Origin of the sequence: Streptomyces sp. NPDC057950, assembly GCF_042887295.1 — a bacterium.
GTDB lineage: Bacteria > Actinomycetota > Actinomycetes > Streptomycetales > Streptomycetaceae > Streptomyces > Streptomyces kaempferi.
In genome coordinates this window covers 51,098-63,862 of sequence record NZ_JBHVPP010000027.1, presented here as the reverse complement: position 1 = coordinate 63,862, position 12,765 = coordinate 51,098, and the positions used below count along the sequence as shown (strand labels likewise).

At 71.7% G+C, this 12,765-nt stretch carries 13 protein-coding genes; 2 read left to right on the top strand and 11 right to left on the bottom strand.

Going from position 1 to position 12,765, the window contains the following annotated elements; all coding sequences use genetic code 11:
• Position 1 precedes the first annotated feature (1 nt).
• Both ACFVTC_RS35875 and ACFVTC_RS35870 read right to left on the bottom strand, forming a co-directional pair.
• Positions 2-907 (bottom strand): LLM class F420-dependent oxidoreductase, encoded by a 906-nt coding sequence (locus ACFVTC_RS35875; RefSeq protein WP_390132881.1) that lies wholly within the window; start codon positions 905-907, stop codon positions 2-4.
• A gap of 54 nt (positions 908-961) precedes the next feature.
• A complete protein-coding gene (locus ACFVTC_RS35870) occupies positions 962-2,260 on the bottom strand; it encodes a coenzyme F420-0:L-glutamate ligase (protein ID WP_390132987.1) in 1,299 nt (432 codons plus the stop codon).
• A gap of 390 nt (positions 2,261-2,650) precedes the next feature.
• Between ACFVTC_RS35870 and ACFVTC_RS35865 the strand changes: the two genes are divergently transcribed.
• Positions 2,651-3,082, top strand: a complete 432-nt coding sequence (locus ACFVTC_RS35865; RefSeq protein WP_390132879.1) for a winged helix-turn-helix transcriptional regulator — start codon at positions 2,651-2,653, stop codon at positions 3,080-3,082.
• A 45-nt stretch (positions 3,083-3,127) separates the two neighbouring features.
• On the opposite strand, the gene ACFVTC_RS35860 is transcribed toward ACFVTC_RS35865, so the two are convergent.
• From ACFVTC_RS35860 to ACFVTC_RS35820, 9 genes are all read right to left on the bottom strand, one after another.
• Complete coding sequence (locus ACFVTC_RS35860) at positions 3,128-3,541, bottom strand: SRPBCC family protein (protein WP_390132877.1); 414 nt, start codon at positions 3,539-3,541, stop codon at positions 3,128-3,130.
• A gap of 149 nt (positions 3,542-3,690) precedes the next feature.
• The gene (npdG, locus tag ACFVTC_RS35855; protein ID WP_390132875.1) at positions 3,691-4,404 is read right to left on the bottom strand and encodes an NADPH-dependent F420 reductase; all 714 of its coding nucleotides are present in this window, start codon (positions 4,402-4,404) and stop codon (positions 3,691-3,693) included.
• Positions 4,391-5,092 (bottom strand): 2-phospho-L-lactate guanylyltransferase, encoded by a 702-nt coding sequence (gene cofC / locus ACFVTC_RS35850; RefSeq protein WP_390132873.1) that lies wholly within the window; start codon positions 5,090-5,092, stop codon positions 4,391-4,393. Before cofC ends, npdG begins: the two co-directional genes overlap by 14 nt.
• Before the next feature lie 5 nt (positions 5,093-5,097).
• Positions 5,098-7,740, bottom strand: coding sequence for a bifunctional FO biosynthesis protein CofGH (locus tag ACFVTC_RS35845; RefSeq protein ID WP_390132871.1), 2,643 nt, complete (start codon positions 7,738-7,740; stop codon positions 5,098-5,100).
• A 133-nt stretch (positions 7,741-7,873) separates the two neighbouring features.
• The gene (locus ACFVTC_RS35840) at positions 7,874-8,320 is read right to left on the bottom strand and encodes a nitroreductase family deazaflavin-dependent oxidoreductase (protein ID WP_390132869.1); all 447 of its coding nucleotides are present in this window, start codon (positions 8,318-8,320) and stop codon (positions 7,874-7,876) included.
• An 80-nt stretch (positions 8,321-8,400) separates the two neighbouring features.
• Complete coding sequence (locus tag ACFVTC_RS35835; protein ID WP_390132867.1) at positions 8,401-9,009, bottom strand: flavodoxin family protein; 609 nt, start codon at positions 9,007-9,009, stop codon at positions 8,401-8,403.
• A 310-nt stretch (positions 9,010-9,319) separates the two neighbouring features.
• Complete coding sequence (locus tag ACFVTC_RS35830) at positions 9,320-9,457, bottom strand: nitroreductase/quinone reductase family protein (protein WP_390132985.1); 138 nt, start codon at positions 9,455-9,457, stop codon at positions 9,320-9,322.
• 85 nt (positions 9,458-9,542) lie between these two features.
• Complete coding sequence (locus tag ACFVTC_RS35825) at positions 9,543-9,716, bottom strand: hypothetical protein (RefSeq protein ID WP_390132864.1); 174 nt, start codon at positions 9,714-9,716, stop codon at positions 9,543-9,545.
• A gap of 217 nt (positions 9,717-9,933) precedes the next feature.
• Positions 9,934-11,094, bottom strand: coding sequence for a magnesium and cobalt transport protein CorA (locus ACFVTC_RS35820; RefSeq protein ID WP_390132862.1), 1,161 nt, complete (start codon positions 11,092-11,094; stop codon positions 9,934-9,936).
• A gap of 157 nt (positions 11,095-11,251) precedes the next feature.
• Between ACFVTC_RS35820 and ACFVTC_RS35815 the strand changes: the two genes are divergently transcribed.
• On the top strand, positions 11,252-12,541 hold the full coding sequence (locus ACFVTC_RS35815; RefSeq protein ID WP_390132860.1) for a winged helix DNA-binding domain-containing protein: 1,290 nt from the start codon (positions 11,252-11,254) through the stop codon (positions 12,539-12,541).
• The last annotated feature ends 224 nt before the right edge of the window (positions 12,542-12,765 follow it).

Genomic DNA, 12,765 nt, shown 5'->3' with positions numbered 1-12,765 from the left:
GCTACGCGCCGCTCTTCGGACCGAGACCGACGATGTCGGCGAGGTGGCGCCACTGGGCGCGTGGCGGGGTATCCCCGCCGTCTCCGGTGATGATCTGCAGGGCCAGGTGGTCGGCGCCCGCGGCGTGGAACTCGGCCAGCCGGGCGCGGATCGCCTCGTCGGTGCCCCAGACGACGAGTGCGTCGACCAGACGGTCGGTGCCACCGCCGGTGAGGTCGTCTTCGGAGAAGCCCAGACGCTCCAGGTTGGCGGCGTAGTTGGGCAGCTGGAGGTAGTACTCGATGAACCCGCGGGCAACCTCACGGGCCTTGGCGGGCTCGCTCTCCAGGACCACGGTGACCTCGGGAGCCAGCAGCGGTCCCTCGCCCAGGACTCCGCGAGCCCGCTCGATGTACTCAGGGGTGACCAGGTAGGGGTGGGCACCCGCGGCCCTGTCCCGGGCGAGGCGCAGCATCCTCGGTCCGAGCGCGGCCAGGACCCGGCGCTCCGCGGGAACGGGTGTGGCTGCGGCGTCGAGGCCGTCGAGGTACTCCACCATCGTGGAGTAGGGCCGCCGGTAGTTCTGGGCCAGCTGCGCGTGACTCGCTCCCAGGCCGAGGAGGAACCGGTCGGGGTGGGCTCCCTCGAGCTCGGCCCGCTGCCGCGCCACCGTGTCGGCGGTCTCGTACCAGATGTTGAGGATGCCGGTGGCCAGCACGACCCGCTCGGTCGCCCCGGCCAGCAGAGCCGCGTGCCGCACGCTGCTGCTGCCGCCGAGCCAGATCGCGCCGAAGCCGAGTTCCTCCAGCTCGGCGGCCGCGTCGAGCAACTCGTCGTGCTGCGCCGGGCCTTCGGAGCGCAGCTCGTGGCTGAAGATGCCGTAGGGGCCCGCGGCGTGCTGCGGTGCGCTGTGGTGCGGGGTGTTCATGGTCTGCTCCTTTGGTGATGAGGGGCGATGGGGGGCGACGAGTGGTGACGAGGCTCAACGAGTGGTGATGAATTCCTCCGGTGATCGCGATGGGCGGGCCGGCGGGGGCGCGGCGGGACGGCCGACCGCCACGGCTCCCATCGGATCCCATCCGGAGGGCAGATCCAACACCTCACGCACGGTGTCGCGGCAGAACATCGTGGAGGAGACCCAGGCGGAGCCCAGGCCCTCGCCGGCGAGGGTGACGAGGAAGTTCTGCACCGCCGCACCCATGGCGACCACGAACATCTCCCGTTCGGCCGCCGTACGGCGCGCGTCGGGGTAGGAGTGCGAGCCGTCCATGACCAGACAGGGCACCACCAGGTACGGGGCGTGCCGCAGTACGTCGCCGCGCCGGGTGCGCCGGGCGATGCGGGTCTCGTCCCAGCCGTCGAGGTCGGCCAGGTCGCGCCGCCAGGCGGCGAGCATCGAGTCCAGCAGCCGGGTCCGTGTCCGTGGCGACTCCACCAGGACGAACCGCCAGGGCGTGGTGTGGTGCGGAGCGGGAGCGGTGACCGCCGCGGCGACGGCTCTGCGGACGGCACCGGTGTCCACCGGCTCCTCGCCGAACTCGCGCACGGTGCGCCGCAGGGTCACCGCCTCACGGACCGCCTCGGAGGTGCCCAGTCGGAACATGTCCTCGGCGGCCGGCCGTACCAGGGGGCGAGCGCCCTCGCCGTCGCCGTCGGTGACCAGCCGGTCCAGTCCGCGGATCACGGCGACGGGGGTGCCACCGGTCTTGCCCTTGGCCAGGTCCGCGGCCGCGGCCAGCTCGTCGGCCGTCGCGGTCACCGTCAGTTCCAGCGTGTTGCCGTGTCCGTCCACGCGGCCCCGGTGATCCTCCAGCACCCGGAGCCCGGCCGCGCCGATGGCGACGTCCGTCAGCCCGTTGCGCCAGGGCCGTCCGAAGGTGTCGGTGACGACGACCGCGAGACGGAGGCCCGTCGCCCGCCGCAGCCGCTCACGCAGGGCACGCGCGGAGGCGTCGGGGTTCTCGGGCAGCAGCAGAACGGTGCCGGGCGGGGTGTTGGACGCATCCACTCCGGCGGCTGCCATGACGAGGCCCTGCCGGTTCTCCACGATCCGGGTCGCGCCCCGGCGGGCCACGACCCGGACCGTTTCCGCGTCGATGGCCGCTTCCCGGTCGGCGGCGTGCATCATGCGCCCCTCGGCCTTGCTGATCACCTTCGAGGTCACCAGCAGTACGTCGCCGTCGGCGAGGTCCACCCCGGTGGCCAGCAGCAGGGCGGCGAGGTCGTCGCCCGCCGTCACCTCGGGCAGCCCCTCGACCCCGAACACCTGGTAGGCGTTCATGCTCGGCGAGGTCGCGGAGGGTCCGGAGGCGTCGGCGGGGCGCGCGGTTTCCTGTGTCATCGTCTGTACTTCCTGTCCTGTGGGTGCCCGTCCGGTGACGTGTCGTGCGTGCGCGGTCCGGTCGCCGGAGCGGGGCCGGCGGGAGCGGGCCCAGGTGGTCCGGTGACCGTTCGGGTTCCGTGATCCGGCGGCTTCCCATGAGGGGTGCGTCCGAGGGCGGGACACTTGGGCCGGTGGCGCGGCGCCGGCCGACTTCCTCCGCCCTCGCCTTCGGGCGGTCGGTCGCACGGAGTGGGGAGCGCCCCGGTGTGGGCGCGGAAGTCTCTCACGTATTCATGGACTCTAAAAGAGTTTAAGGTAGCCCTTGGTTTCCTGGTGTAGAATGAGGTCATGACGGAACAGGATCAGCCCCTGTCCATCGATCCGAACCGGCCGATGGACATCCTCGACGCGGCGTGCCCCAGCCGCGACGTGTTCGTGAACCTGGCGGACAAGTGGGCGCTGCTGATGCTGGCGAGCCTGCGTGAGCTCGGTGCCCAGCGGTACTCAGGGCTGCAGCGCTCCCTCGGTGGGATCAGCCGCAAGATGCTGTCCCAGACCCTGCGCACGCTGGAACGTGACGGACTGGTGCTGCGCACCGTGGACCCGCAGGCGAGCCCGCCCCTGGTGATGTACGGGCTGACCGGCCTCGGCAGCGAGATCGCCGAGGAGACCAAGGCCCTGTGCGCCTGGACCGAGAAGCGGGCGGCCGAGGTCCACGCCGCGCGTGTCACCTACGACGAGCGCCACAGCACCTCCCAGGTGGTCCAAGCCGACGCGTGAGGTCCGTGACCGGTACCGCTTGCGGCGCCCTGTTCCGCCGTGTGGTCAGGTGCCGAGCAGACCGGTGACGCGGTCCAGGCACGCCTGGTAGAAGGCGCCCACCCCGGCCGCGGCTTCGTCCCCGGGGACGCCGGGGACGGGCTCGAAGGATCCCGTCCACTCGATTGCCGACCGGTCCGGTCCCTCCTCGACGACCGTGATCCGGGCGGTGAAATCGCGGACCGGGAGCGGCCCGGGGTCGTCGAAGCGATAGTGGTGGAACCGTTTCCCCGCCTCGAGCAGTCGCTCGACGAGCTGTCCCCCGTCGTGCAGGGTCAGGGTGCGGGTGCGGTGGTCGGTGTCCGCGACGGTCCCGGCGATGCCGGGCATCCAGGACTCCACGGAGTAGAAGTCCCCGATGAGACCCCACACCGTGGACGCGGAGGCCGTGTACTGCTGCTTCTTGCTGAAGGTCGTCATGAGCTCGTTCTCGGATCGATGGTCGGGTGAGCCGGCCGAGGCGGTGCGAGGGCCGGGCGGGGAGCGGAGTGGTGCGGGGCCCGGCGTAGGAGGAACGATGGTTCACCGCCGCCCCGGGCACGTCCCCTCACACGTCGGTGATGCGCAGGTCACACGTCGGTGATGCGCAGGCCCGCGTGGGCCTTGTAACGGCGGTTCACCGAGATGAGGTTGGCGACCAGGGCCTCGACCTGGTGGGCGTTGCGCAGTCGGCCGGCGTACACGCCGCGCAGCCCGGGGATGCGGGCGGTCAGGGCCCGCACGATGTCGGTGTCGGAACGGGTGTTCCCGAGGACGAGGACATCGGTGTCGATCGCCTCGATCGCCGGATCGGTGAGCAGCACCGCCGACAGGTGATGGAACGCGGCCGTCACCCGCGAGTCCGGCAGGAGCGCGGCGGCCTGCTCGGCCGCGCTGCCCTCCTTTGGGCGGATGCCGTACGCGCCTTCGGCGTCGAAGCCGAGCGGGTTGACCGAGTCGATGACGAGCTTGCCCGCCAGTTCCCCGCGCAGTGCTTCCAGGGTTGCCGCGTGCCCCTCCCAAGGCACGGTGACGATCGCGATGTCGGCGCGCCGAGCCGCCTGGGCGTTGTCGAAGCCGGCGATTCCCAGGCCGAGTTCGGCGGCGGCGGCCTCGGCGCGTTCCGCGGTGCGCGAGCCGATGATCACCTGCTGGCCGGCGAGGGCGAGCCGATAGGCGAGTCCGCGGCCCTGCGGTCCGGTGCCGCCCAGGACGGCGACCACCTGCCCGGACACGTCCGAGGCCGTCTCGGGGAGCGGCTGCCCGGACGGCGCCGTCGTCGGGGGGATGTCAGTGGAGCTCATAGGGAGTGATTCCTTCGGGATCGAGGATGCGGGGTGGCCGGTGGGGGGAGTGCGTCGTCGGTGGTGCCGGGCCCAGGGCGGCGCGGGTGTGCCGGCCCACGCCGAGTCGCCGGGCGATCCGGAGGTCCTCGGCGGTGTCGACGTCGAGCCGGACACCGGGCACCTTCGGGCCGGTGATCTCGTGGGCCCCGCCCAGCCGGTGGCGGTCGCGGGAGTCCCCTTCGAAGGCCGGGGCCAGCCACCGCGGGCGGGCGGCGGCGAGGAACGTGGTGCCACGGCCCGTGTGATCGGCGAGGAACGCCCGCCGGTGCCCCGCCGCGCAGTCCAGCACCGTGGCCAGTTCGCCCGAGCGCAACGCGGGCAAGTCGGTGGTCAGCACCGCGATCGGGCCACCACCGGGGAGCGACCGCACGTGACGGACCGCCGTACGGATGGCCGTGTTGAGTCCCGCCACCCGCTGATCGGGCACCGGCAGGGCGCCGGCGGACCGGGCTTCGGCCGCTGCCCGTCCGTCGTCCGTCACCACCAGGACACGGGCGACACCGGTGGTCCCGAGCACCGCCTCCAGGGTGTCCCGGAAGAAGGCGTGTGCCAGAGCCTCGCGGGAGACACCGGGACCCGCGGTCAGCCGGCTCTTGGCCCGTGCGAACGGTTTCACCGGCAGCACCACGGTCCAGGCCGGTGACATGGCACTCATTCCGCCGCCGCGGCGCCCGTGGGGAGGGCGTGCGGGGCGGCCGGGGTGGTCACGGTCAGGGGGAGCAGGTCGGGCAGGTGGCCGTCCGCCGCACGCCCGGCGGCGACGCGTTCGCCGGACACCTCGCCGTAGGTGGTGGTGCGCTGGCGGGCGGGCCGGCCGGCCGCCTCGGCGACGGCCTCGAGTTCACGGATGGATCGGTGGGAGCCGTAACTCGACCCGGCCATCCGGGAGATGGTCTCCTCCATGAGCGTGCCGCCGAGGTCATTGGCACCCGAGCGGAGCATCTCCGCGGCGCCCTCGGCCCCGAGCTTGACCCAACTGGTCTGGATGTTGGGGATGTGACCGTGCAGCAGCAGCCGCGCCATCGCGGTGACCGCCCGGTTGTCCCGCATGGTCGGGCCCGGCCGGGCCACCCCCGCCAGATAGACGGGCGCGTTGGTGTGGATGAAGGGCAGCGTGACGAACTCGGTGAAGCCGCCGGTCTCCCGCTGTATCCCGGCGAGCAAGCGCAGGTGGGCCAGCCAGTGGTGGGGCCGGTCGACATGGCCGTACATCATGGTGGAGGAGGAACGCAGGCCCAGCTCGTGCGCCGTCCTGATGACCTCGACCCAGGTGGCGGCGGGAAGTTTGCCCTTGGTGAGGATCCAGCGGATCTCGTCGTCGAGGATCTCCGCGGCGGTGCCGGGAATGGTGTCGAGGCCGGCTTCCTTGGCGGCGGTCAGCCACTCGCGGATCGGCATCCCCGTACGGGTGGCACCGTTGACGACCTCCATCGGGGAGAAGGCGTGCACGTGCATGCCCGGCACGCGCTCCTTGACCGCCCGCGCGATGTCGAAGTACGCGGTTCCCGGCAGGTCGGGGTGGATGCCGCCCTGCATGCACACCTCGGTGGCACCGACCTCCCATGCCTGCTGGGCGCGGTCGGCGACCTGGTCCAGGGAGAGGGTGTAGGCGTCGGCGTCCGTACGGCGCTGGGCGAAGGCGCAGAAGCGGCAGCCGGTGTAGCAGACGTTGGTGAAGTTGATGTTCCGGGTGACGACGTAGGTGATGTCGTCACCCACCGTGTCGCGGCGCACGTCGTCGGCGATCCGGGTGAGCGCGTCCAGCGCCGCCCCGTCGGCATGGAACAGGGCCAGTGCCTGGTCGTCGGTGAGTCTCGCCGGGTCGTCGGAAGCCTGCGCCAGAGCGGCGCGCACGTCGCCGTCCGGGCGTTCGGGGGCACCGACCGCGGCGGACTTCTCGCGGACCGCGTCCCAGTCCCCGTAGGCGTCGTCGAAGTCGCCGCGGCGGTCGCCGGTACGGCCGCTGGTGTCGACGGTCCGGTGCAGGTCGGTGCGGCCGGTGGCGACGAACACGTCGTCCGGCTCCTGCCACGGGCGACCCTCCACCACGGCGTCCGTACGGGCCAGTCCGGTCTCGGGATCGGCGAGCGCGGTGACGTGCGGCAGCAGCCGCGGGTCCAGCCACGGTTCGCCCCGGTGGACGTACTCGGGGTGGATGGTCAGCCGTTCCCGCAAGGAGAATCCCGACTCGGCGGTGCGCCGGGCCAGTTCGTCGATCTGCGGCCACGGACGCTCGGGATTGACATGGTCCGGAGTGAGCGGCGAGACGCCGCCCCAGTCGTCGATGCCCGCTTCCAGCATCAGCGCGTACTCGGCGTCCACCAGGTTCGGCGGAGCCTGGATGCGGGCGGCGGGCCCCAGCACCACCCGGGCGACCGCGATGGCGGCGGTGAGTTCGTCCAGTTCCGCGTCCGGCATGCCGCGCATCGCGGTGTCCGGCTTGGCGCGGAAGTTCTGCACGATCACTTCCTGGACACCGTGGTACTCCCGGGCGACCCGCCGGATGGCGAACAGCGACTCCGCGCGCTCCTCGTACGTCTCGCCGATCCCGATCAGGATCCCGGTCGTGAAGGGGACGTTGGACCGGCCTGCGTCCTCCAGCACCCTCAGCCGCACGGCCGGGTCCTTGTCGGGAGAGCCGTGGTGCGGGCCGCCGGGCTCGCTCCACAGCCGGGTCGCCGTGGTCTCCAGCATCATGCCCATCGACGGCGCGACCGGCTTGAGCCGCTGCAGATCGGTCCACGACATGACCCCCGGGTTGAGGTGCGGCAGCAGCCCGGTCTCCTCGAGCACCCGGACGGACATGGCCCGCACGTACGCGAGCGTGTCGTCGTAGCCGTGCGCGTCCAGCCACTCCCGGGCTTGCGGCCAACGGTCCTCAGGACGGTCGCCGAGTGTGAACAGGGCTTCCTTGCAACCCAGTTCGGCACCACGCCGGGCGATCTCCAGGACCTCGTCCGGGGACAGGAACATCCCGTGACCGGCCCGGCGCAGCTTGCCGGGCACCGTGGCGAACGTGCAGTAGTGGCACTTGTCCCGGCACAGACGGGTGAGGGGGATGAAGACCTTGCGGGAGTACGTGATCACGCCCGGCCGGCCGGCGGCCTCCAGGCCGGCGTCCCTGAGGCGACCCGCGGTGGAGACCAGGTCGGCGAGGTCGTCGCCGCGGGCCTGCAACAGCACCGCGGCTTCGCCGACATCGAGGGAGACGCCGCTCGCGGCCCGCTTCAGGGCGCGTCGCGTGCTGTTCGCGGTCGGCCTGCCGGATGCCGCTGTTTCGTGGGAACTGGTCATGGTACTCGGGGACTTCCTGTGGGGTCAGATGTCACCTGCGAGCGGACTCGCTGGAGGAGGGCACACGGCCGGCCCGAACGGGCCGGTCGGGTACATGTGGACGCGGGGACGTCGCCGTTCGCGGTAGCCGGGGTCAGCCCTCGTCCGCGACGGGCTCCAGGACGAAGAGCGGGATGTCACGCTCGGTCCCGGCCCGGTATTCGACGAACGGCGGGTAGGCGGCGTCCGCGCGCTGCCACCACGCGGCCTTCTCCTCGCCCTGGAGCTCTCGGGCGATCATGTCGCGCTTGACCGCGTGGTCCTGCACCTCCACGAGAGGGTGCGAGACGACGTTGCGGTACCAGGACGGATGGGTGTCGGCGCCTCCGTTGGAGGCGGCCACCGCGTACGAGCCGTCGTGCTCCACCCGCATGAGGGGCATCTTGCGGATCTTGCCGGACTTCACGCCCTTGGTGGTCAGGATGATGACGGGCAGGTCCAGGAAGGTCCCGCCCTCCACGCCGTCGGTCGCTTCGTACTGCGCGACCTGCTCGCGCACCCACTCCGTGGCGCTCGGCTCGTACTCACCGTTCAGAGGCATTGATCGTGCTCCTAGTCGTTCTTCAGTGCACGGGCCGTGAGGATTCGCGGCCCGGGGGACGGGGGAATTCCCGGTACGGGTCAGGCGGCGGCCAGTGCGGTGCGGCCCGCCACGAGCGCCGCGGCCTGTGCGGCGACGCGTGATCCGAGGTGCTCGGCGGTGGCGATGTCGGCTTCGTGGACCGTCTCCACGCCGCCGTCCTGGGGGGTCTGAGCCCCCGCGCCGACCCAGAATCCGAGTCGGTTGAGGTCGCTCTCACTGGCCTGGAGGGCGTTCCAGCCCGGGGCCAGTCCGAGGCCCACCCAGATCATGTGGTGCTGCGCGGCGAACGCGGCGAGGAAGTTCAGCGTGTTGAGCTTGTCCCCGCTCTTGGAGGCGGAGTTGGTGAAACCGGCCGCGATCTTGTCCGCCCATGTTCCGCGGAGGTACCGGCCGCTGCTGGCCTCCGCGAAGGCGTGGAAGCCCGCGGACGCGCCGCCCATGTAGGTGGGGGTCCCGAAGATCACGGCGTCCGCGGTGTCGAGCAGGCTCCACTGCTCGTCGGTGATGGTGTCCACCGCGACGAGGTCCACCTGTGCGGCGGCCTTCCCGGCTCCGCGGCCCACCGCTTCGGCGAGAACGGCGGTGTGCCCGTAACCGGAGTGGTAGGCGACGACGACGCGCGTTTCCGGGGATGCAGCCTGGGACATTCAAGACTCCTTAGTAGGTGTGGTTACTAAAGTAGCCCACATCTTTTTGAGTGTCCATGCGTGAAAAAGAGGTCTAGTTCTCATTGGGGTGTGTCAAAGGAGTGTGGGGCGGGCCGGAGCGGGCACGGCGGGGTACGCGGACCGGCACGCCGTTCCGGTCGGTCGGCTCCGCCCGGGTCCGAGAGGCAAGAGGGGGATCTCCTGGCCGGCGGCGGCCCGGAACGCGGCGAAGTCGGGGCAGGTGGCGTCGGCGCGCTCCCACGGCCGGCCTTCTCGTCGCCGGGGACCTCGCGGGCGATCACGTCCCGCCTCATCCCTCGTCCCGCAGTTCGACGTGCGGGTGGGTCACCACGCTTCCGTACCAAGTGGGCACGGGACCGGCGCCGTTGGGAGCGGCGACCGCGTACACGCCGTCGCGCTCGATGCTCATGAGGGGGTTCTCGCGCAGGTTGTCAGACCTACCTGGCGCCGACGGTCGTCAGAGCGATCACGGGGCGGCCCTGGACATCCGTGCCCGGCGTCGCCGGCTCGGGTCAGCCCTGGGCGGGCGCGACGTCAGGGGCGGGCGGCTCGAGTCCGGGACTCTCGCGCAGGGTGGTGCCGTTGTAGCCGTCAGTGACGGTCTTCCGTCTGCGCAGCTCGTGCAGCAGGCCGTTGACGACGAAGTCGTGCTGCCGCGGGTCCGCGAGACCACTCGGCGAGATCACGTCCAGAACACCCGCCCGGAACCTTTCCGCGATGGCGTCGGCGAACTGCTCGGGTGTCCCGGCGGCGGCCCGGTGCCCGGTGTCCTGTGCCGCGATGACGAGTTCCCGTAGCGTGCGGCCCGGGTCGCGTCCCGTGTCCGGTCGGGGACGCCGGCGGCGGGAGGTTGGCCTTTCAGCGCGGTGTGTCCGCGGGGGCGGTGGCCCTCACCGTGATCACTCAGAGCCAGTCCTTCCGCTTGAAGATGACATACAGACTGGTGCAGACGATCGCCATCAGGACGATCGCGAAGGGATATCCGAGCGCCCAGTGCAACTCCGGCATCTCTCGGAAGTTCATGCCGTAGATCGTCCCGACCAGCGTCGGGGCGAACAGGATCGCCGCCCACGAAGAGATCTTCTTGATCTCCTCGTTCTGTTCGAAGCCCGCCTCGGCCAGGGCGCGCATCTCGGCGTTCTGCTGCTGGGTGACCAGGGTCGCGTTGACGGTGAGGATGTCGGCCAGGGCCTGGCGGAAGCCGTCGACGCGTTCGCTGGTGTGGGTGACGTGGTCGGCGACGTCGCGGAGGTAGCGCTGCAGCTCCTCGTCGGTGCCGTACTTCGCGAAGCCGGCCATCAGGGCGTGCAGCATGCCGACCAGTGGACGGGTGGCCCGCTGGAACTCGACCATCTCGCGGGAGAGTTCGTAGATGCGGCGGGAGACCGCGGGGTCGCCGCGGAAGACCTCGGTCTCGATCTCGTCGATGTCGTTCTGGACGCCCGAGACGACGGGCACGTACCCGTCGACGACGGAGTCGAGGATCGCGTAGAGGACGGCCTCCGGGCCGAGCTTCAGCAGCTCGGTGGTGTCCTCCATCCGGCGTCGCACCGCGGAGAGGTCCGGCGCCGCGCCGTGCCGGACCGTGATCAGGAAGTCGGGGCCCACGAACACGTGCAGCTCGCCGAAGTCGACCTCCTCCAGCGCGTCCAGATAGCGCGCGGCGCGCAGTACGACGAAGAGGGTCTCGCCGTAGCGCTCCAGCTTCGGACGCTGGTGTGCCTCCATCGCGTCCTCGACGGCGAGCGGATGCAGGTCGAACTCGGCGGCCAAAGACAGGAGTTCGGCCTCCGTGGGACGAGCCAGGCCGATCCACGCCATGCCGTCCGGCTGGTCGCGCAGTTCACGGAAGGTGTCGGCGAGGGACGCGGGCGTCGAGACGCGTACGCCGTCGCGGTACAGGGCCGCCTGTACGACGCTGCCGGTGTCGGAGGGTTCCGTCGCCGGCGGGTCGGGGCGGGGCGCCGGGGGTGTGGCGGGGGGTGCGGCCGGCGCGTTGAGGGCGCGCCGCCAGACGGACTTCTTGCCGTTGCCGGCGGCCGGGCGGGGGCGTCGCTCGGACATTGCGGCTCCGTCCCATGTCGGTCCGTACGTGTGGGTGATCACCGAGCAGGATATACGGGTCAAATGTCACGGGTAGGGGGCGGGCGTGCCGACCTGGCCCAGGTGTGCCGGGAATCGAGGACAGAAGGTGACCGCAAGCCTCGTTAGCGTGCGGGACATGACGAGGACGAACGGCACGACCACGGGCTCCCCGGAGGCGCGCGGCGACGAGGCGTGCGGCGCAAGCACGCACACGGACGCGCGGGCGATGGCGCAGACGGGCGCGCCCACGAAGGCACGAGCGAAGACACGTGCGCAGCCACATGCGCAGCCCCATGTCCGGGCTCGGGCGACGGCGCGCGCGGGCAGGACTTCCCCCGCCGTGCCCGTGCTCGGCCCCCGTGCCCTCAACCGCGCGACCCTGGAGCGCCAGCACCTGTTGCGCAGGTCCGCCGCTCTCACCGCCACCGAGGCCGTCGGGCACCTCGTCGGTCTCCAGGCGCAGAACGTGAAGCCGCCGTACTACGCCCTCGCCGCGCGCCTCGAAGGGTTCTGTCCCGGGGATCTGTCGACGGCCATGGCGGACCGTGCCGTCGTCCGTATCGTCACCCTGCGCTCCACGATCCACACGCACACGGCCGACGACGCGCTCGCTCTGCGTCCGCTCGTGCAGGCCGCCCGGGACCGGGAACTCCACGCCTTCCGCAAGGGGCTCGTGGGCGTCGACCTGGAGCGGCTCGCCGTGATCAGCCGTGAGCTGGTGGAGGCCGAACCGCGCACCATGAAGCAACTGCGGGAGGAACTGCTCGCCGAGTGGCCGGACGCCGACCCGTTCGCGCTCTCGGTCGCCGCGCGCTGCGGGCTGCCGCTCGTCCAGGTCACCCCGCGTGGACTGTGGGGCCGCAGCGGCCAGGTCGCGCTGACCACGGCCGAGCACTGGCTCGGCCGCTCGGCCGGGCCCACGCCCGCTCCCGACGCGACCGTGCTGCGCTACCTGGCCGCCTTCGGGCCCGCCTCCGTCAAGGACATGCAGACCTGGGCCGGGCTGACCCGGCTCCGGGAGGCGTTCGAGCGGCTGCGGCCGCGGCTGGTGACGTTCCGCGACGAGAAGGGGGTCGAACTCTTCGATCTTCCGGACGCGCCCCGCCCGGACGCGGACACGCCGGCCCCGCCGCGCCTCCTGCCCGAGTTCGACAACCTGCTCCTCGCGCACGCCGACCGGTCCCGCGTGGTGCCCGCCGCCCTCAAGGGGCGTACCTGGGCGGGGAACCAGGCCCACCGCACCCTCCTCGTGGACGGATTCCTGGCGGGGGTGTGGCGGCAGGACGGCGCCGTCCTCACCATCGAACCCTTCGGCAGACTCAGGAAGGGGCAGCGGGACGAGGTGGTGGGGGAGGCGGAGCGGATGCTCCGGGTGATGTCCGGTGACGGGTCGTACGACATCCGCTTCGGGACCGTCACCGGGTAGGGCCGCCTCGGACGCGCCTGCCAGACGTGCCTGCCGGACGCGCCTGCCGGACGCGCGCGTCGTACACGTCTGTCGTACTCGTCTGTCGTACCCGCGTGTCGTGACGGGGTTGTTGGAACAGGGGGCGTTGGGGGGGGCGACGGGGGTGGCGCGCACCCCCCCAGCGCCTGGGGCAGGGGGGGAGGCCGGGGGTTGGGGGGGGTCGCAGGAAGACACGGCTTAAA

What these genes read in the sequence shown, in the direction of transcription:
- ACFVTC_RS35875 (WP_390132881.1), bottom strand. Translation starts at nt 907, where the DNA reads ATGAACACCCCGCACCACAGCGCACCGCAGCACGCCGCGGGCCCCTAC.
- ACFVTC_RS35870 (WP_390132987.1), bottom strand. Translation starts at nt 2,260, where the DNA reads ATGAACGCCTACCAGGTGTTCGGGGTCGAGGGGCTGCCCGAGGTGACG.
- ACFVTC_RS35865 (WP_390132879.1), top strand. Translation starts at nt 2,651, where the DNA reads ATGACGGAACAGGATCAGCCCCTGTCCATCGATCCGAACCGGCCGATG.
- ACFVTC_RS35860 (WP_390132877.1), bottom strand. Translation starts at nt 3,541, where the DNA reads ATGACGACCTTCAGCAAGAAGCAGCAGTACACGGCCTCCGCGTCCACG.
- npdG (WP_390132875.1), bottom strand. Translation starts at nt 4,404, where the DNA reads ATGAGCTCCACTGACATCCCCCCGACGACGGCGCCGTCCGGGCAGCCG.
- cofC (WP_390132873.1), bottom strand. Translation starts at nt 5,092, where the DNA reads ATGTCACCGGCCTGGACCGTGGTGCTGCCGGTGAAACCGTTCGCACGG.
- ACFVTC_RS35845 (WP_390132871.1), bottom strand. Translation starts at nt 7,740, where the DNA reads ATGACCAGTTCCCACGAAACAGCGGCATCCGGCAGGCCGACCGCGAAC.
- ACFVTC_RS35840 (WP_390132869.1), bottom strand. Translation starts at nt 8,320, where the DNA reads ATGCCTCTGAACGGTGAGTACGAGCCGAGCGCCACGGAGTGGGTGCGC.
- ACFVTC_RS35835 (WP_390132867.1), bottom strand. Translation starts at nt 9,009, where the DNA reads ATGTCCCAGGCTGCATCCCCGGAAACGCGCGTCGTCGTCGCCTACCAC.
- ACFVTC_RS35820 (WP_390132862.1), bottom strand. Translation starts at nt 11,094, where the DNA reads ATGTCCGAGCGACGCCCCCGCCCGGCCGCCGGCAACGGCAAGAAGTCC.
- ACFVTC_RS35815 (WP_390132860.1), top strand. Translation starts at nt 11,252, where the DNA reads ATGACGAGGACGAACGGCACGACCACGGGCTCCCCGGAGGCGCGCGGC.